Origin of the sequence: Mycobacterium sp. (assembly GCF_032162105.1) — a bacterium.
GTDB lineage: Bacteria > Actinomycetota > Actinomycetes > Mycobacteriales > Mycobacteriaceae > Mycobacterium.
The window spans coordinates 1-18804 of sequence record NZ_JAVRPS010000053.1 but is presented as its reverse complement, the minus strand read 5'-3'; the positions used below and the strand labels follow the sequence as shown (position 1 = coordinate 18804).

General features: G+C 68.2%; 15 protein-coding genes and 2 pseudogenes. 11 read left to right on the top strand and 6 right to left on the bottom strand.

What is annotated here, in order from left to right; all coding sequences use genetic code 11:
• Positions 1-159: 159 nt before the first annotated feature.
• A pseudogene (locus QOC69_RS02685) lies at positions 160-384 on the top strand (DUF1304 family protein); the annotation flags it as partial.
• 32 nt (positions 385-416) lie between these two features.
• Here QOC69_RS02685 and QOC69_RS02680 read toward each other — a convergent pair.
• Positions 417-1247: pseudogene (locus QOC69_RS02680) on the bottom strand (GGDEF domain-containing protein); the annotation flags it as partial.
• Positions 1248-1763: 516 nt separating this feature from the next.
• Between QOC69_RS02680 and QOC69_RS02675 the strand changes: the two are divergent.
• Positions 1764-2336: a hypothetical protein gene (locus tag QOC69_RS02675; RefSeq protein ID WP_526436085.1), complete on the top strand. Its 573-nt coding sequence runs from the start codon at positions 1764-1766 to the stop codon at positions 2334-2336.
• 6 nt (positions 2337-2342) lie between these two features.
• On the opposite strand, the gene QOC69_RS02670 is transcribed toward QOC69_RS02675, so the two are convergent.
• On the bottom strand, positions 2343-3776 hold the full coding sequence (locus tag QOC69_RS02670; RefSeq protein ID WP_526436077.1) for an aminobutyraldehyde dehydrogenase: 1434 nt from the start codon (positions 3774-3776) through the stop codon (positions 2343-2345).
• Between the two features lie 28 nt (positions 3777-3804).
• Positions 3805-5145, bottom strand: a complete 1341-nt coding sequence (gene gabT, locus QOC69_RS02665) for a 4-aminobutyrate--2-oxoglutarate transaminase (RefSeq protein ID WP_526436075.1) — start codon at positions 5143-5145, stop codon at positions 3805-3807.
• Between the two features lie 370 nt (positions 5146-5515).
• On the opposite strand from gabT, the gene yajC reads away from it, so the two are divergent.
• The 6 genes from yajC to QOC69_RS02635 all read left to right on the top strand — a co-directional run bounded on the left by yajC (position 5516) and on the right by QOC69_RS02635 (position 13751).
• On the top strand, positions 5516-5890 hold the full coding sequence (gene yajC / locus QOC69_RS02660; protein WP_526436073.1) for a preprotein translocase subunit YajC: 375 nt from the start codon (positions 5516-5518) through the stop codon (positions 5888-5890).
• 78 nt (positions 5891-5968) lie between these two features.
• On the top strand, positions 5969-7828 hold the full coding sequence (gene secD, locus QOC69_RS02655) for a protein translocase subunit SecD (RefSeq protein ID WP_526436071.1): 1860 nt from the start codon (positions 5969-5971) through the stop codon (positions 7826-7828).
• 4 nt (positions 7829-7832) lie between these two features.
• Positions 7833-9113 carry a protein translocase subunit SecF gene (secF, locus tag QOC69_RS02650; RefSeq protein WP_526436069.1) on the top strand — a complete coding sequence of 427 codons (1281 nt, stop codon included), beginning with the start codon at positions 7833-7835 and terminating at the stop codon, positions 9111-9113.
• A gap of 4 nt (positions 9114-9117) precedes the next feature.
• Positions 9118-10761, top strand: coding sequence for an ABC transporter substrate-binding protein (locus tag QOC69_RS02645; protein WP_526436067.1), 1644 nt, complete (start codon positions 9118-9120; stop codon positions 10759-10761).
• Between the two features lie 59 nt (positions 10762-10820).
• Entirely contained in the window at positions 10821-11363 is a 543-nt protein-coding gene (locus QOC69_RS02640; RefSeq protein WP_526436065.1) for an adenine phosphoribosyltransferase, read from the top strand.
• A gap of 78 nt (positions 11364-11441) precedes the next feature.
• Positions 11442-13751, top strand: a complete 2310-nt coding sequence (locus tag QOC69_RS02635) for a RelA/SpoT family protein (protein WP_526436083.1) — start codon at positions 11442-11444, stop codon at positions 13749-13751.
• Here QOC69_RS02635 and QOC69_RS02630 read toward each other — a convergent pair.
• Positions 13727-14941, bottom strand: coding sequence for an MFS transporter (locus tag QOC69_RS02630; protein WP_526436081.1), 1215 nt, complete (start codon positions 14939-14941; stop codon positions 13727-13729). The genes QOC69_RS02635 and QOC69_RS02630 overlap by 25 nt on opposite strands.
• Positions 14942-15044: 103 nt before the next feature.
• On the opposite strand from QOC69_RS02630, the gene QOC69_RS02625 reads away from it, so the two are divergent.
• A complete protein-coding gene (locus QOC69_RS02625; RefSeq protein ID WP_526436063.1) occupies positions 15045-15377 on the top strand; it encodes an ArsR/SmtB family transcription factor in 333 nt (110 codons plus the stop codon).
• On the opposite strand, the gene QOC69_RS02620 is transcribed toward QOC69_RS02625, so the two are convergent.
• Both QOC69_RS02620 and QOC69_RS02615 read right to left on the bottom strand, forming a co-directional pair.
• Positions 15374-16387: a peptidylprolyl isomerase gene (locus QOC69_RS02620; RefSeq protein ID WP_526436061.1), complete on the bottom strand. Its 1014-nt coding sequence runs from the start codon at positions 16385-16387 to the stop codon at positions 15374-15376. The two genes, QOC69_RS02625 and QOC69_RS02620, sit on opposite strands and share 4 nt — an antisense overlap.
• 87 nt (positions 16388-16474) lie before the next feature.
• Entirely contained in the window at positions 16475-17350 is an 876-nt protein-coding gene (locus tag QOC69_RS02615; RefSeq protein ID WP_526436059.1) for a peptidylprolyl isomerase, read from the bottom strand.
• Positions 17351-17467: 117 nt separating this feature from the next.
• Between QOC69_RS02615 and QOC69_RS02610 the strand changes: the two genes are divergently transcribed.
• Together QOC69_RS02610 and QOC69_RS02605 are read left to right on the top strand one after the other, a co-directional pair.
• Entirely contained in the window at positions 17468-18130 is a 663-nt protein-coding gene (locus QOC69_RS02610; RefSeq protein ID WP_526436079.1) for an MBL fold metallo-hydrolase, read from the top strand.
• Positions 18131-18804, top strand: a 674-nt coding sequence (locus QOC69_RS02605; protein WP_526436057.1) for an ATP phosphoribosyltransferase regulatory subunit, incomplete at its 3' end; no start/stop codon positions are given.

Sequence of the window (18804 nt, the reverse complement as noted above, 5' to 3'; positions counted from 1 at the left end):
GACCTTCGGAACCACCGGCGGCCTGGGGAGCTCACGTAAGACCACCCGACAACGGGCGGCCACGAGCAATGAGGCCAAAACCGGAGTCGCAACCGCGACAAAGGAACTCCGCAAGGAGAGCGCCTGAAATGATCACTATCGCTCACTCAGGTGTAACGGTTCTACAACCTCTTCCTGGCGATCGTCACCGGGATCGGCGTCGGGTTCACGATCTCGGGAGGTATGCCGGTCGGCGCGGCCCTGGCCTTCGCCGGTGTCGGGTCGATGCTGGCTGCCGCCGTCGTTCTCCTGGTGTCGTCGCCGGACAAGGCCCGCTCGGCGGTGGTCCAGGGTGCGTTTCCGTTGGTGGCCGTCGTCCTGCTCGCGGTCGGGCTGCTGACGTAGCCCTCGCCAAGTCGGCCCACGACGTACACCCGGTCGCCGCCCGCGCGCTTGGCCCTGTACATGGCCCGGTCGGCGGACTCCACCAGACCTTGGACGAGGGTTCGCACCCCGGCCTCGGGGACCCGCGCCAGTGAGGCCGTGGCCACACCGATGCTGGCCGTGACGTTCCACGACAACTCGCCGATCTCGCGACGCAGTCGTTCCGCCATCCCGATTGCGCTCTGTTCGGCGTCGACCACTGCGACCACGAACTCCTCGCCGCCGACGCGAGCCGTGACCGAGTTGCCCCGGCGCGTACGCCTGAGGATGCCCGCCACCGCGATCAGGGTCTGATCGCCAGCGGCATGCCCCGCGGTGTCATTGACGCGCTTGAAGGCATCCAGGTCCACCATCACGACCGCAAGGACGGCCGAGCCGTTGCCGATCGACTCCGCCGCCATCGCCCGCACCGATCGGTGGAAGGCGCGCCGGTTGGGCAGATCGGTCAGGGGATCGGTGTCGGACTTGAGTGCGTCGGTGCCAAGGATGTGCACCAGCACCTGGGCGGAGAATGGCACCGCCAGGACGCTCACGAAGAGCACGACGAGTTTGCTCAGGGTGAGCGCAAGGCCGACGGATTCGCTGAGCTGAATGGCCAGGATCGTTGCGGTAATCGTCGCCACGAGAAGAGTCAAGGCGAGATATCGGCCGGTGTGGAAGAACGCGACGTAACCGGCGAGCGCTACGAATGCGGTGGCACCCTGAATGCCCTCTGCGGGGTTGGGCTGGGTGACGCATGACGCTGCGATGCACGCGTTCGACGTGATCGCGAACGTCGTCGATTGAGCACGGGTCGGCCACCGGGCGAGCCACAGCAGGGCCATGACCGCGCAGCACGCGATTATCGCCATTGCGCCGACGCGAAACAGCACGTCGTCGGGGCTGGCGGTGCCCAGCAGCGTGAGCAAGGGTGCGAGGCCGAGCATGAAGACGGTGCAGGCAATCATGTACCGGGTGAAGCGCTGCAGGTTGCGTGCAGCCAGATACCCCGACAGCCAGGCGAAATGATCGGGCTGTCGCCACCACCGACGCATCCAGTCCACTGCGTTGCACTCACTCGTTGTGGTCGTCGCCCTGGCCGCGGAGACGGTGCGGACGCACGGCCTGAATTTGTCCAAGCTCGTCGTGGTAACCCCCCGACGAACGCATGCTACCGAGAAAAACAACCTTTGCTGGCGTGTTGAGCGACATTTGGCCGATGGCGGCGTTCCGGGCCAGGCAGCGGCGCTCCGACCGCCCTGGTTGGCGCCAGCGCCGGATGGGTATGTCTGCAGGCGACTGAGGAGGAACACGTGAACGACATCGATACTCGCGACCGGGTCCGAGGCGGCCGACTGCGCATGCCGCGCAGCCGGGGCGCAGCCAGTGGATTCCTGCTGATCCTGCTTGGCATCTGGGGTGCGGCGGTTCCGTTCGTCGGCCCCCACTTCGACTTCTCCTTCAGCCCCGGCCAGGACTGGTCGGCGGCTCGAGGGTGGCTGGAAGTGCTGCCAGGGGCCGCGACGGCATTGGGCGGCGTGCTGTTGCTGGTTTCGCGCAACCGTGCAGCCGCCATGCTCGGCGGCTGGCTGACCGTCGTTGCTGGGGCGTGGTTCGTGGTCGGCCGCGCGTTCGCCGGTCCGCTGGCGCTGGGGGACGTGGGCACGCCCGTCGCGTCCAGTGACACCCAACGCGTCTGGCTCGAGCTGTCGTACTTCTACGGACTCGGCGCGTTGATCGTGTTCCTGGGTGCATTCGCCCTGGGCCGCGTGTCCGTCCGCTCCGTGCGTGACGTCGAGTACGCCCGTCGACCCGTCGCGATGGAGCGGGAACCGTCAGCGGCCGTGATGGACGACGACGAGCCCACGCAGTCGCTGGGGTGGCGCAACCGGGTCGGCATGTTCGGCCGCCGCCACACCGGCACCGCCCACTAGGACGACCTATCCCGTGTAGACCATCACGTGCTTGATCCGGGTGTAGTCCTCGAGCCCGTACATCGACAGGTCCTTGCCGTGCCCGGAGGACTTGAAGCCACCGTGGGGCATCTCGGCGACCAGGGGGATGTGGGTGTTGATCCAGACGCAGCCGAAGTCCAGCGCGTTGGACATCCGGATCGCCGTCGAGACGTCCTTGGTCCACACCGATGACGCAAGGGCGAACTCCACCCCGTTGGCCTTCTCCAGTGCCTCGTTCTCATCGGTGAACGACTGCACCGTGATCACCGGCCCGAAGACCTCGGTCTGGATCAGCCGGTCGTCCTGCTTGAGGCCGCCGATCACGGTCGGCTCCACGTAGAAGCCGCTGTCGCCCTGGCGGTGCCCGCCGATCGCGATCGTCGCGTGGTCGGGCACGTCGTCGAAGTAGCTCAGCACGCGCTCCATCTGGTTGACGTTGTTCACCGGGGGCACCCAGGCGTCCTCGTCGTCGGCGGGGCGGCCGAAGGTCGTCGTTGCGCCCGCGGCCTGCTCGGCGAGTGCGGCCGTGAGGTCGTCGACCACCGAGGCATGCGCCAGCACCCGGGTCGCCGCGGTGCAGTCCTGCCCGGCGTTGAAGTAGCCCGCCGTGGCGATTCCCTCTGCGGCGGCGGCGATGTCGGCGTCGCCGAACACGATCACCGGCGCCTTGCCTCCGAGTTCCAGGTGGGTGCGCTTGAGGTGGCCGCCCGCGCTCACCGCGACCGCGCGGCCCGCGGCCACCGACCCGGTGATCGAGACCATCTCCGGCGTCGGGTGAGCGACGACGCCTGCGCCGGTCACCCGGTCACCGGTGACGACGTTGAGCACACCGGGTGGAAGGTGCTTGGTGGCCAGTTCGGCCAGCATCACGGTGGTCACCGGCGTGGTGTCGCTGGGCTTGATCACCACGGTGTTGCCCGCGGCCACGGCGGGACAGAACTTCCAGATCGCCATCATCATCGGGTAGTTCCACGGCGCCACCTGGCCGATCACGCCGACCGGCTCACGCCGGATCCACGACGTGTGACCCTCCATGTACTCGCCGGCCGATCTGCCCTCCAAGACCCGCGCAGCGCCGGCGAAGAAGCGGATCTGGTCGACCATCGGCGGAATCTCTTCGGCCATCGTGACGTGGTTGGGCTTTCCGGTGTTGCGACCCTCGGCGGCCACCAGATCGTCGGCGGCGTTCTCGACCTCGTCGGCGAAGGCAAGTAGTGCCTTCTGCCGTTGCGACGGCGTGGTGCGCTTCCAATCCTTGAACGCCGTCGCGGCCGAGGCGTAAGCGTTGTCGATGTCTTGTTCGTTGGAAATCGGTGCGGTGCCGTAGGTTTCGCCGGTGGACGGGTCGACGAGCGGCATCGTCGCGCCGCTCACCGAATCGACCAGCTCGCCGCCGATGAAGTTCTGCACGGTCGTCACGAGACCAGCTCCAATCCAGTCGAGACGGTCAGAGGTCGGCGAGGACCAGAGCCAGCACGTCGAGGCCTTCCTCGAGAAGCTCGTCGCTGATCGTCAGGGGCGGCAGGAAGCGCAGGACGTTGCCGAACGTCCCGCAGGACAACACGATGACGCCTGCGGCGTGCGCGCCCGCGCACAGCGCCTTGGTGAGGTCGGCGTCGGGTTCGGTGGTGCCGGACTTCACCAGTTCGACGGCGATCATCGCGCCGCGCCCGCGGACGTCGCCGATCCGGTCGTCGTCGGCCTGCATGCGGTGCAGCCGGTCCTTCATCAAGGTCTCGATCTGACCTGCGCGCGCGACCAGTCCGTCGGCCTCGATGGTCGCGATGGTGGCCAACGCCGCCGCGCAGGCGACCGGGTTGCCGCCGTAGGTGCCGCCCAACCCGCTGACGTGTGGCGCGTTCATGATCTCGGCGCGCCCTGTGACCGCCGATAGCGGCATGCCGTCGGCGATGCCCTTGGCCGTGACGATCAGATCGGGGTCGATGCCCTCGTGCTCGGAGGCGAACATGGCGCCGGTGCGCGCGAACCCGGTCTGCACCTCGTCGGCAATGAACACCACGTCGTTCTCGCGGCACCAGTCCAGCAGCGCTGGCAGGAACCCCTCCGCCGGAACGATGAAGCCGCCCTCGCCCTGGATCGGCTCGATGATGACCGCGGCCAGGTTGTCGGCTCCGACCTGTTTGTCGATCACGCTCAGCGCCCGCTTGGCGGCGAGCTCGCCGTCGGTGGCCAATTCCTTGCCGAACTCCGCATCCCGGAAGGGATAGGACATGGGAGCGCGGTAGATCTCCGGCGCGAACGGACCGAAGCCGTGCTTGTAGGGCATCGACTTGGCAGTCAACGCCATGGTCAGGTTGGTGCGGCCGTGATAGGCGTGGTCGAACGACACCACCGCCTGCCTGCGGGTGTAGGACCTGGCGATCTTGATCGCATTCTCGACCGCCTCGGACCCGGAGTTGAACAGTGCCGAACGCTTCTCGCCAAGGACGGGAGTCAGCCGGTTGAGGTGTTCACAGACCGCGACGTACTCCTCGTAGGGCGTGATCATGAAGCAGGTGTGGGTGAAGTCGGCCACCTGGGCGCGGACCGCGTCGACGACCCGGGGGGACGAGTTGCCGACGGTGGTGACGGCGATGCCCGAGCCCAGGTCGATGAACCGGTTGCCGTCGACGTCCTCGACGATGCCGCCACCGGCGCGCGCCGCATAGACGGCCATGGTGGTCCCGATGCCGGTGGATACGGCCGCGGCCTTGCGTTCGATCAGGGCCGCCGACTTGGGGCCGGGAATGGTGGTGGCCAGGTAGCGGCTCTGTTCGAGGGTGCTCACGTCTGACTCCTGCGAGGGTGGGGGCGTTGTGGCGACGGGACGCCCAGACGACGTCGAAGCGTCCAGTCAGAGCCTAGTCGGCGGAGGGTTCTGCGCGACCGGAAAGCGTCGGTTCGGGCCGCGGTCGGGCATGGAATGCGCACTCAGAGCGGGTGAATGGCGCGTATTCGGTGGTTGACGGCTGCCGTGGCACATGGTCCACCGGCGCAGACCGGGCCGAGCATTTAGCGGTGCTAACAGCCATGACCGCTGACGGGGCGGTCGGCCGCCGGCTGCCGTGATGGCACACTGGATGACCAAGAGGCCGCCCGGTGACCCGTCCGTCCGGGGGCTGCCACCCGCAAGACCGACACGAAAGACAGTTGCTGAGATGGACCTCGTCGTCTTCCTGCCCCTGCTCATCATCCTCGGCGCGTTCATGTTCTTTGCTTCGCGCCGCCAGAAGAAGGCCATGCAGGCCACCATCGACCTGCACGAGTCGCTGACCGTCGGGGACCGCATTCACACCACGTCGGGGCTCCGGGCCACCATCGTCGGCCTCGGTGACGACACCGTCGACCTGGAGATCGCGCCGGGTGTGGTCACCACGTGGATGAAGCTGGCCGTCCGCGACCGCATCGACGCCGACGACGACTTCGACGATGAGGACGACGACATCGACGAAACGCCCGAGGCATCGTCGAGTCCGTCGGAGATCACCGAGAGTGGTGCCGTCATCGAATCGGACCGGCAGACCAAAGACTGACGACTGACGATTGAGGTCTCAGCCCGACCACGTACCCTTTGCGGTGCTGCCGTACAGACCTGAGGAGACCCAAGCAACGTGGCATCGTCTTCAACGCCGGTGCACCCGTACCGTTACCTGACGCTCTTCCTTGTTCTATTGATCGGTGTTTATCTCCTGGTGTTCCTCACCGGTGACAAGCAAGCCAAGCCCAAGCTCGGCATCGATCTGCAGGGCGGGACGCGCGTCACGCTAACTGCACGCACCCCCGACGGTTCGGCCCCCACCCGCGAGGCCCTGGCGCAGGCCCAGGACATCATCAGTGCCCGCGTCAACGGGCTGGGTGTCTCCGGCTCGGAGGTCGTGGTCGACGGGTCCAACCTGGTCATCACGGTGCCGGGCAACGACGGCAATGAGGCCCGCAACCTCGGACAGACCGCGCGGCTCTACATCCGACCGGTGATCCACGCGATCCCGGCCCAAGGCCAGCAGCCGGCGCCCGGGCAGGCCCCGCCGGGTGGGGCTCCTGGCGCACCGGGACTGCCCGGCGTACCGGGGGGACTGCCTGGCGCACCGGGGATTCCTGGCGGCGCGCCGGGCATGCCGCCACTGATCGCCCCTGCGGAGCCGGAGGCTCCGATCACGGCGCCGAATCCGGGACAACCGCCCCGCCCCGTGCCGCCGGGCGCCGAGGCACCCCCGGCACAGCCCGCGCCTGCGGAGCCTGCACCCCAGCCACGGCCGTACCCGGAGGCGCCGCCGTCGCCCACACCGGCACCTTCGCCCGCGCCCGGCCCGGCTCCCGCCCCGCAAAGTCCGAAGCCGCCGGCGCCGCCGAACCCGCGGGCCGACCTGGCGCAGCGCATCGCCGACGAGAAGGCGCTCCGGCAGAGCACCGATCAGCAGATTCAGGTCCTGGCGTTGCAGTTCCAGGCCACCCGCTGCGGCGGCGAAGACGTGCTGGCAGGCAACGACGACCCCAACCTGCCGCTGGTGACCTGCTCACAGGACCACAAAGAGGTCTATCTGCTGGACAAGTCGATCATCAGCGGTGAGGGGATCCAGAACGCGACCTCGGGGCTGGACCAGCAGCGCGGAGAGTACGTCGTCGACGTGGAGTTCAAGAGCGACGCCTCCAACGTCTGGGCGGACTTCACCGCCGCCAACGTCGGCACCCAGACCGCGTTCGTCCTCGACTCGCAGGTGGTCAGCGCCCCGGTGATCAACGAGGCGATCCCCGGCGGACGCACTCAGGTCACGGGCCACTTCACCGCAGACTCGGCACGCGAACTGGCCAACGTACTCAAGTACGGCTCGCTGCCGTTGTCGTTCGAGTCATCAGAGGCCGAAACCGTCTCCGCGACACTGGGATTGACGTCGCTGCGGGCAGGCCTGATCGCGGGTGCCATCGGCCTGGCGCTGGTGCTGCTGTACTCGCTGCTCTACTACCGGGTGCTTGGGCTGCTCACGGCGCTGTCACTGGTCGCCTCCGGCGCAATGGTGTTCGCGATCCTGGTGCTGCTCGGCAGATACATCGGCTACACGCTCGACCTGGCCGGGATCGCGGGCCTGATCATCGGCATCGGCACCACCGCCGACTCGTTCGTGGTGTTCTTCGAACGCATCAAGGACGAGATACGCGAAGGGCGTTCGTTCCGCTCGGCCGTGCCACGCGGCTGGGCGCGCGCCCGCAAGACCATCCTGTCGGGCAACGCGGTCAGCTTCCTGGCCGCGGCGGTGCTGTACTTCCTTGCCGTCGGACAGGTCAAGGGCTTCGCGTTCACGTTGGGCCTGACCACCATCCTCGACGTGGTAGTGGTGTTCCTGGTCACCTGGCCGCTGGTCTACCTGGCATCGAAGACCACGACGCTGTCCAAGCCGGCGTTCAACGGGCTCGGCGCGGTGCAACAGATTGCACGGGAGCGCCGCGCAGCCGCAACCGTGGCGGGAGGGAGGTAGCGACATGGCCGCCAAGCACCAGAAGGACGTCGACGCCGTCGACGACGTCACCGACGTGGACACCGCCACCGCCGACGACGACCTCGCCACGACGGGTGTGGAGCTGACCGCGCCCACGTCCGGCGCACTGCGACACGGGTTCTTCGTTCGGCTCTACACCGGCACCGGCGCGTTCGACGTCGTCGGCAAGCGCAAGCTGTGGTTCGGCATCAGCGGCCTGATCGTGCTGATCGCGCTAGTCAGCATCCTGATCCGCGGCTTCACGTTCGGCATCGACTTCGAGGGCGGCACCAAGGTGTCCTTCCCCCGCGGTGAGGCGTCGACCCAGCAGGTCGAGGACGTCTTCAGCAAGACGGTGGGCCAGGCGCCCGATTCGGTCGTCGTGGTCGGCAACGGCGCGTCGGCGACCATCCAGATCCGGTCCCAGACGCTGTCCAACGCCGAGACGGAGAAGCTGCGCAACGCGCTGTTCGACACCTTCCAGCCCAAGGGCGCCGATGGTCAGCCCAGCAAGCAGGTGATCAGCGACTCCGCCGTATCGGAGACATGGGGTGGCCAGATCACCAAGAAGGCGCTCATCGCGCTGGTCGTGTTCCTGGTGCTCGTCTCCGTCTACATCGCGGTGCGGTACGAGCGCTACATGGCACTGGCCGCGCTCGCTGCGCTGGTGTTCGACCTGCTCACCACCGCAGGCGTCTACTCGATCGTCGGATTCGAGGTCACCCCGGCCACGGTCATCGGACTGCTGACCATCCTCGGCTTCTCGCTCTACGACACCGTCATCGTGTTCGACAAGGTCGAGGAGAACGTCCACGGCTTCGAACACACCACCCGAAGGACCTTCGCCGAACAGGCGAACCTCGCGATCAACCAGACCTTCATGCGGTCGATCAACACCAGCCTCATCTCGGTTCTGCCCATCGTGTCGCTGATCGTCGTCGCGGTGTGGATGCTCGGTGTGGGCACGCTCAAGGACCTCGCACTGGTGCAGCTGGTCGGCGTCATCGTCGGCACCTATTCGTCGATCTTCTTCGCCACGCCGCTCCTGGTGACCATGCGCGAACGGACCGACATCGTCCGCGCCCACACCCGCCGCGTGATGAACCGGCGCCGCGGCGCGGCCGCCAAGACCGGGGGCGAGGACGCCACCGCCGCTGCCGCCGAGCCCGAGACCGTCGGGGCGTCCGTGGCCACCGCCGTGGCCGCGCCCGACAAGCCCGCACCCGGGGCGAAGCCGATCCGTCCCACCGGGAGGCCGTCGGGTAAGCGGAGTACCAGGCGGTAGCCCCATGACCCCCCGGTCCCGGCGTGCCGCCCTCCTGGCGGCCACGCTGTCGCTGATAGGCGCGCTCGGCCTGTCCGCATGTTCGGGAGGCCCCGCCGACGAGATCGACTACGCCGTCGACGGGACGCTCCTCACCTACAACACCAACACGGTGGCGGGCGCGGCGTCGGCCGGGCCGCAGGCATTTGCGCGGGTGCTGATCGGCTTCAACTACCACGGTCCGGAGGGCCAGGTGGTCGGCGACCGCGACTTCGGCACCGTCGCCGTCGTCGGCCGCTCGCCGCTGGTGCTGGACTACCAGATCAGCGATAACGCGGTGTACTCCGACGGCAAGCCCGTCACCTGCGACGACATGGTGCTGGCCTGGGCGGCGCAGTCGGGACGCTTCCCGGGTTTCGACGCGGCCAGCCGAGCCGGCTACCGCGACGTCGCGACGGTCGACTGCGCATCCGGGCAGAAGAAGGCCAGGGTGACGTTCGCCCAGGACCGCACCTTCGTCGACTTCGGTCAGCTGTTCGCGGCGACGACGATGATGCCGTCGCACGTGATCGCCGACGAACTCGGCGTGGACGTCACCACCGCAGTGCAGACGGGCGACGCGCCGACCATCGATCGCATCGCCGCCCTGTGGAACACCACCTGGAACCTCACCCCGGATCTGGATCTCAAGCGGTTCCCGTCCTCGGGGCCCTACAAACTCGACTCGGTGACGGGTGACGGCGCCGTCGTGCTCGTCGCGAACGACAAGTGGTGGGGCGCCAAGCCCGTCACCGGCAAGATCGTCGTCTGGCCGCGCGGCGCCGACATCCAGGACCGGGTCAACCAGGGCTCGTTCGACGTCGTCGACATCGCCACCGGGTCGTCCGGCACGCTCAACCTGCCCGCCGACTACGTGAGGACCGAGAGCCCGTCGGCGGGCATCGAGCAGCTCATCTTCGCGCCGGCGGGACCGCTGGCCGATCCGGCGGCCCGCCGCGCCGTCGCGCTGTGCACGCCGCGCGACGTGATCGCCCGCAACGCCGAGGTGCCGATCGCCAACAGCCGGCTCAACCCCGCGGCAGAGGATTCGATCACCGCCGCCGAGAGCTCACCCGAATCCGACCAGTTCAACGTCGCCAACCCGGACGCCGCGCGGGCGGCGATCGACGGGCGGCCGCTGACCGTGCGCATCGGATACCAGAGCCCCAACGCGCGACTCGCCGCCACGGTGGGAACCATCGCCAGGTCCTGCGCCGCCGCAGGCATCACGGTGCAGGATGCCGGCGCCGACTCCGTCGGCCCGCAGACATTGCGGGACAACCAGATCGACGTGCTCGTGGCCAGTACCGGCGGGGCGGCGGGCAGCGGTTCCACCGGATCGTCGTCGATGGACGCCCACGACCTGCACAGCTGCAACGGCAACAACCTGTCGGGCTACTCCAACGAACAGGTGGACGGTGTCATCAACGCGCTGGCGGTGACCTCGGACCCCAAGGAGTTGGCGCGGCTGCTGGGGGAGAGCAGCCCCCTGCTGTGGAACGACATGCCGACGCTTCCGTTGTACCGCCAGCAGCGAACCCTGGTCACGTCCACCAAGATGTATGCCGTGAGCAGCAATCCGACGCGCTGGGGCGCAGGCTGGAACATGGACCGATGGGCGTTGAAGTGAGCGCCGGTGCTGGGGGTCCCCCCGCTTGCGGGGGAGAGCGAAGCGACCCGGGGAATGTGATGGGCGGGGAGCGAGATTTCAGCGACGTGGCGGCGGTGATCGCCTCGCTCACCCGTGAGGTTCCCGACTTTCCGGAGCCCGGCGTCCAATTCAAGGACCTGACCCCGTTGCTGGCCGACGCGCGGGGGCTGGCGACGGTGACCGACGCACTGGCGGCCATCGCCGAGGGCGCCGACCTGGTCGCGGGCATCGACGCGCGCGGCTTTCTGCTCGGCGCTGCCGTCGCGACCAAACTCGGGACGGGCGTGCTGGCCGTCCGCAAGGGCGGCAAGTTGCCGCCGCCCGTCCACTCCGAGTCCTACAGCCTCGAATACGGGACGGCCACGCTGGAGGTCCCCGCCGACGGCATCGACCTGGCCGGACGCAGGATATTGATCATCGACGACGTGCTGGCCACCGGAGGCACGATCGCGGCAACGGTGCGGCTGCTCGGCAAGGCCGGTGCGGTCGTCACAGGTGCCGCCGTGGTGCTCGAGCTGAGTGCGCTCGGTGGGCGTGAAAGGCTGCAACCGCTGACTGTCACCAGCCTGTACGTGGGGTGAGGGATATCCTCGAGGAAGTGATCGACCTGGCAGGAGGTGTGTGCGATGGCGGATGACGCCTTGACGCAGACCCAGCCGATGCCGGTCATCACGCCTGAACCCGCCCTCACCGATTCCCCGAAGACCACCACGAGCGCGTCACGGCGGGTACGGGCCCGGCTGGCGCGGCGCATGACGGCGCAGCGCAGCGCGGTGAACCCGGTGCTCGAACCGTTGGTGGCCGTGCACCGCGAGAACTACCCCAAGGTCGACCTGGCGATCCTGCAGCGCGCCTACGAGGTCGCCGAGCAACGGCATGCCGACCAGTTGCGCCAGTCCGGCGACCCCTACATCACCCATCCGCTGGCGGTGGCCAACATCCTGGCCGAGCTCGGCATGGACACCACCACGCTGATCGCCGCGCTGCTGCACGACACCGTCGAGGACACCGGCTACACGCTGGAGGCGCTGACCGCCGAGTTCGGCAGCGAGGTAGGCCATCTGGTCGACGGTGTCACCAAGCTGGACAAGGTGGTGCTTGGCACCGCGGCCGAAGGCGAGACCATCCGCAAGATGATCATCGCGATGGCCCGCGATCCGCGGGTGTTGGTGATCAAGGTCGCCGACCGCCTGCACAACATGCGCACGATGCGCTTCCTGCCGCCCGAGAAGCAGGCCCGCAAGGCCCGCGAGACGCTGGAAGTCATTGCGCCGCTTGCCCATCGGCTGGGCATGGCCACCGTCAAATGGGAGCTCGAGGATCTGTCGTTCGCGATCCTGCACCCGAAGAAGTACGAGGAGATCGTGCGTCTGGTGGCCGACCGGGCGCCGTCGCGCGACACGTACCTGGCCAAGGTGCGTACCGAGATCAACGCCACCCTGTCCGCGTCGAAGATCAACGCGGTCGTGGAGAGCAGGCCCAAGCACTACTGGTCGATCTATCAGAAGATGATCGTGAAGGGCCGCGACTTCGACGACATCCACGACCTGGTCGGCGTGCGGATCCTGTGCGAGGAGATCCGCGACTGCTACGCGGCCGTCGGCGTGGTGCACTCGCTATGGCAGCCGATGGCCGGCCGGTTCAAGGACTACATCGCCCAGCCCCGCTACGGGGTGTACCAGTCGCTGCACACCACCGTCGTCGGTCCCGAGGGCAAGCCGCTGGAGGTGCAGATCCGTACCCGCGACATGCACCGCACCGCCGAGTACGGCATCGCATCGCACTGGCGCTACAAGGAAGTCAAGGGGCGCAACGGAGTTCCGACCGGGCACGCCGCCGCCGAGATCGACGACATGGCGTGGATGCGTCAACTTCTCGACTGGCAGCGGGAGGCCGCCGACCCAGGTGAATTCCTCGAGTCGCTGCGCTACGACCTCGCGGTGCAGGAGATCTTCGTGTTCACCCCGAAGGGTGACGTCATCACGCTGCCTGCCGGGTCGACGCCGGTCGACTTCGCATACGCCGTGCACACCGAGGTGGGGCACCGCTGCATCGGTGCCAGGGTGAACGGCCGCCTGGTGGCGCTGGAGCGCAAGCTCGAGAACGGCGAAGCCGTCGAGGTATTCACGTCGAAAGCGCTCAACGCCGGGCCGTCGCGCGACTGGCAGAGCTTCGTGGTGTCGCCGCGCGCGAAGGCCAAGATCCGGCAGTGGTTCGCCAAGGAACGGCGCGAGGAAGCGCTGGAGTCGGGCAAGGACTCCATCGCCCGCGAGGTACGCCGTGGTGGACTTCCGTTGCAGCGCTTGATGAATGCCGAATCAATGGCGGCCCTGGCCAGGGAACTGCGCTATAGCGACGTGTCGGCGTTGTACACCGCGGTAGGCGAGGGGCACGTGTCCGCGCGCCACGTGGTGCAGCGTCTGCTGGCCCAACTCGGTGGTGACGAGGAGGCCGAGAACGAGATCGCCGAGCGGTCCACGCCCGCCACCATGCCGGTGCGGCAACGCACCAACGACGACGTCGGTGTCGCCGTGCCAGGGGCGCCCGGCGTGCTGACCAAGCTGGCGAAGTGCTGCACTCCGGTGCCCGGCGACAACATCATGGGCTTCGTCACCCGCGGTGGCGGTGTGAGTGTGCACCGCACCGACTGCACCAACGCCACGTCGCTGCAACAGCAGGCGGAGCGCATCATCGAGGTCCAGTGGGCGCCGTCGCCGTCGTCGGTGTTCCTGGTGGCCATCCAGGTCGAGGCACTCGACCGGCACCGGCTGCTGTCGGACGTCACCCGCGTGCTGGCCGACGAGAAGGTCAACATCCTGTCCGCATCGGTGACCACGTCCAACGATCGGGTGGCGATCAGCCGGTTCACCTTCGAGATGGGCGACCCCAAGCATCTGGGGCACGTGCTCAACGTGGTCCGCAACGTCGAGGGCGTGTACGACGTCTACCGCGTGACGTCTGCGGCCTGACGACGCCGGGTGCTGATCGCACCCACCACCGCCGCGACCAGGCAGGCGACGGCCGTCCCTCCCGCGAACCAGGGGAACACCGCACTCAGCGCCCACCGCGTCGCGGCCCAGCCCGCCACGATGGTCGGGACCGCCATGGCCGTGTAGGCGAGCAGGTAGTACGCGGACATGGTCTCGCCGCGCCGGTCGGCCGGCACGACGTTCGACAGGTGCCGCAGCGAGCCCCCGAAGCCGAGACCGAACGTCCCGCCCAGCAGCGCGGCGGCCGCGAGCACCAGAGGCCAATTGTGGGTTGCCAGTACGGGAATCGTCAGCACCAGCGCGAGCGCCATGCCGACGTCGCCGACGATCGCCGCCCGGCGCGCGGGCACCCGGGTGGCGAACATCTGGGCCAGCGCGGCCGCGAACGCCGTCATGCCGACCACGGCGCCGCCGAACACCAGGTTGTGCACGTTCGTCTGCTGGGCGGCCAGCGACGGGTACAGCGAGAGCAGAACGCCGAGCACCGACCAGGACGCCATGACGCCGAGTGCAGCGAACCAGAAGTCACCGCGGATTTCGCGCGGCACGGCCGGTTTGGCGATCCGGATGGGGCCACGCGTGCGCGCTGAGTGTGGCTCGCGCAGGGCGATGATGCCGACGCCGACCACGGCGCAGATCACCGCGACGACCGCGTACGGCGTGCGCATCGGATGCGGGGCGTACTGGGCCAGCAGCGCCGAGCCCACGATGGCCACCGTCATCCCGATGTTGAAGCTGATGCCGCTGAGTTGGCCGGATCGCACACCGTGGTCGGGTCGCAGGTCGAGCAGCGCCGCCGCGCCTGCCACCACGATGGAACCGACCGCGGCGCCGTGGATGGCGCGCGCAACCATCAGCAGGGCCATGTTGTCGGCGATGAGGAACACGCCAAGACCCACGATCATCGCCAGCAGGGCGCCAAGCAGGACCGGCTTGCGGCCGATGACGTCGGAGATGCGGCCCGACACCAGCACCGCTCCGAGCGCGGCCACCGCGTAGACGGCGAACACCACGGTGGTGGACAAGGGGGAGAGGTGCCAGACCTCCTCGTACATGCCGTACAGCGGCGCGGGCAGACCGGAGACGCCCAGCGCGACGCCGCTGAGCACGAGCAGCAGCGAGTAGGCCCCACGCTGTGTCTGGCCGGTCAGCCGGTCGGCTACGACCACCGTCACGATCCCTCCAGCCGAGGTAGGTTTGATGAACGTCGAACCGGATCGAATGTACGCTCGGTTCGATGAACGTCAAACCTGCGGTGACGGAGGCCACAGCATGACGCAACCGCAGCTCGGCGAGCTCGCCGAGAACCGCGTCGGCAGCGTGCAGCAGGTGCTGGCCGCACTCGCCGATCCGGTCCGGCTCGAGATGGTCCGTCGGCTGCGCAACGCGGGCTCCCCGATGGCGTGCGCCCGGCTGTACGACGGGATCAACAAGTCGACCGCGACGCACCACTTCAAGATCCTGCGCGAGGCCGGGCTGACCGAGCGCCTTGTCATCGACGGGCAGACCCACCAGCGCCTGCGCACCGATCAGGTCGACGCCGCCGTGCCGGGACTGCTGACTTCCGTTGTGAGAAGCGCGAACCGGGAAGCCGGTCCGGCCTAACCCAGCCGAACCGATTCTATGGTCACGTTCGTCTTGGGCTTGCCGTCGTCGGTGCCGTTCTCAACGCCTCCGGCCGCGACGGCCTCCACGGTGGTCAGGCCCGGTTCGTCGATCGTGCCGAACACCGTGTACGTCGGCGGCAGCATCGAGTCCTGGTACACCAAGAAGAACTGGCTGCCGTTGGTGCCCGACCCGGCGTTGGCCATCACCAGCGTGCCGCGCGGGTACACCACGGGCTCCCTCAGCGCGGGGTCGGACAGCTTGTACTGATTGGTGGGGTACTCGTTGGGGAACCGGTAGCCGGGCCCACCCGTGCCCAGCCCCGTCGGGTCGCCGCACTGCAACACGCCGAGAACACTCGACGTGGTCAGCCGGTGGCATGGCGTGCCGTCGAAGTAGCCCTGCTGCGCGAGGCTGACGAAGTTGTTGACGGTGCACGGCGACTTGGCGTTGTCGAGTTGCAAGCCGATGGGACCCTCGTTGGTGACGACCGTCGCGTCGATCGTCGCCGGCGTCGTCGACACCCGCCCCTGCTGCGGCGGCGTGTTCGGCTTGCTCGCCTTCTCCGTCGTGGCCGGATACTGGCAGTTGGAGCCCAGCGTGGCGGGCGGCTTGAACGTCGGCAGGGTGCTGTCGGGCATGGGCGAGCCGGTCGGACCGGGGTAGTTCGGGTTGGGCCTGAAGGGCACTCCCAGCCAATTGGTCATCTGTACCGCCAGCGCCGCGAAGACGATGGTGGCCACCACGAGCAGCACGGCAAGGACGGTCAGCAGATAGCTGATCACCAGGCCGGCGATCGCCAGCCCCCGCCCCTCCTCACCGGTACGCCTGATCTGCGACAGCGAGACGTGCCCGAACACGATGCCAAGGGGCGCGAACAGAAACGCGCAGACCAGCGATGCGATCGCCATGCCGTTCGTGGGCCGCGGCTGGGGATACCCGTAGGGGCCGCCCGCCGGGCCGTACGGCGGTGGCGGCGGGTACTCGTACGGCGAGGGCGGGGTGGTCACGGTGACATTGTTGCCGACGGCGCGGTTCGGGGAGCCTCACCGGCGCATACCGCCGGTCACATTCCACGAATCGCGCCGAATGCGGCGTCAGTCCAGCTGGATCGACTTGACCTGCACCGGCAGCTTCGGCTTGCCGTCGCCGCCTCCGCCGTCGACACCGGCCGCGGCGATCTTGTCCAGGGTGGCAAGGCCCGTCTGGTCGATGGTGCCGAACACGGTGTAGTTCGGCGGCAGGTGCGAGTCCTGGTAGACCAGGAAGAACTGGCTGCCGTTGGTGCCCGGTCCGGCGTTGGCCATGGCCAACGTCCCGCGCGGGTACAGCACCGGCTGTTGCAACGCCGGGTTGTCCGGTTGGTACTGGTTGGTCGGGTACTCGTTGGCGAACTGGTAGCCGGGTCCGCCGGTGCCCTGCCCGGTCGGGTCACCGCACTGCAGGACCGCGAGCCCGCCCGTGGTCAGCCGGTGGCAGGGGGTGTCGTTGAAGTAGCCCTGCTGTGCCAGGTTGGCGAAGCTGTTGACGGTGCACGGCGCCTTGGCGTTGTCCAACTGCAGCCCGATGTTGCCCTGATTGGTGGACATGCTGGCGCTGACCTGCGCAGGATCGGTCGGTACCTTGCCGGTCCGCGGCGGGTTGACCTTCTTGCTCGCGGCCTCGGCCGCCGGGTACTGGCAGTTCGCGCCGAGATCGGCCGGCGCGGTGAACGGTGGGAGCTTTCCGTCCGCCGGGGGCGCAGGCAGCGCCGAGGTCGACGACGTCGGGGTGTCCGCCGAGGCGGTGTTGCTGTTGGAGCCCTTGTTGGTGACGATCACGGTGGCCACCACGGCCCCGATCAGCAGGATCGCGCCGACCGCTGCGCCGATGATCGTGAAGAGTCGCCGTCGGCGTGCCTGGGCGGCCCTCCGTTCGAGCTGCCGCTCGAGTTTGCGCTTGGCCGTCGCTCGCCGCTGTTCGTTGGTCGGCACTGCAGCAGTCCTCCTCAGTCGTCGTCTCCCGTGCTCACGGTCGGCAACGAGTGTGCCAGGCAATGCTGAGCGTAGGTGCCGCGACCCATGGGATCGCGAGGTGGGAAACTGGGCGACGTGTTGCTCAAGGGGTTTCCTGCCGGGATGTTGCAGTGCAACTGCTACGTCTTTGCGCCACGGGCCGGGGCCGACGCCGTCGTCGTCGATCCGGGCCAGCGTGCCTTCGGGCCGCTGCGGCGCATTCTCGACGAGAACCGGCTGACTCCGGCGGCGGTGCTGCTGACCCACGGCCACATCGATCACATCTGGTCGGCGCAGAAGGTGGCCGACACGTACGGCTGCCCGGTGTACATCCACCCCGAGGACCGGCACATGCTGATCGACCCGATCAAGGGTTTCGGTCCGCGGCTGGCGCAGGTCGCCTTCGGCGCGTTGTTCCGCGAACCCCACCAACTCGTCGAGCTGGACCGCGACGGCGACAAGATCGAGCTCGGCGGCATGACGGTGACCGTCGACCACACCCCTGGCCACACCAAGGGGTCGGTCGTCTTCCGCATTGCGGATGGCCCGACCGACATGGCGTTCAGCGGCGACACCCTGTTCAGGCAATCGATCGGCCGCACCGACCTGCCGGGGGGTAGTGGCCGCGACCTACTCGGCTCGATCGTGACAAAACTGTTGGTGCTCGACGACGACACCGTGGTACTACCTGGGCACGGCCCGAAGACCACCATCGGCGCCGAGCGTCGTACCAACCCATTCCTCGAAGGTTTGTCGTAAGTGACTGAGTTTCAGGCGCCCAAGGGCGTCCCCGATTACCTACCGCCCGAGTCCGCGCAGTTCGTCGCGGTCCGCGACGGGCTGCTCGAGGCTGCGCGCGTGGCCGGCTACGGCTACGTCGAGCTGCCGATCTTCGAGGACACCGCACTGTTCGCGCGGGGCGTCGGCGAGTCGACCGACGTCGTCAGCAAGGAGATGTACACGTTCGCCGACCGCGGGGAACGGTCCGTCACGCTGCGGCCGGAGGGCACCGCCGGGGTGATGCGCGCGGTCATCGAGCACGGCATCGACCGCGGGCCACTGCCCGCCAAGCTGGCCTACTCAGGCCCGTTCTTCCGCTACGAGCGCCCGCAGGCGGGCCGCTACCGGCAGCTGCAGCAGGTGGGCATCGAGGCCATCGGCGTCGACGACCCGGCGCTGGATGCTGAGGTGATCGCCGTCGCCGACGCCGGGTTCCGGTCCCTCGGGCTGGACGGCTTCCGGCTCGAGATCACCTCGCTTGGCGACGACACGTGCCGCCCGCAGTACCGGGAACTATTGCAGGACTTCCTGTTCAAGCTGGACCTGGACGAAGAAACACAGCGACGCGCTCGGTTGAACCCGCTACGGGTGCTCGACGACAAGCGTCCCCACGTCCGCGAGATGACGGCCGACGCGCCGTTGATGCTCGATCA

Coding starts and splice junctions, on each gene's coding strand:
- QOC69_RS02675 (WP_526436085.1), top strand. CDS start 1,764: ATGCCGCGCAGCCGGGGCGCAGCCAGTGGATTCCTGCTGATCCTGCTT.
- yajC (WP_526436073.1), top strand. CDS start 5,516: ATGGACCTCGTCGTCTTCCTGCCCCTGCTCATCATCCTCGGCGCGTTC.
- secF (WP_526436069.1), top strand. CDS start 7,833: ATGGCCGCCAAGCACCAGAAGGACGTCGACGCCGTCGACGACGTCACC.
- QOC69_RS02645 (WP_526436067.1), top strand. CDS start 9,118: ATGACCCCCCGGTCCCGGCGTGCCGCCCTCCTGGCGGCCACGCTGTCG.
- QOC69_RS02640 (WP_526436065.1), top strand. CDS start 10,821: ATGGGCGGGGAGCGAGATTTCAGCGACGTGGCGGCGGTGATCGCCTCG.
- QOC69_RS02635 (WP_526436083.1), top strand. CDS start 11,442: ATGCCGGTCATCACGCCTGAACCCGCCCTCACCGATTCCCCGAAGACC.
- QOC69_RS02625 (WP_526436063.1), top strand. CDS start 15,045: ATGACGCAACCGCAGCTCGGCGAGCTCGCCGAGAACCGCGTCGGCAGC.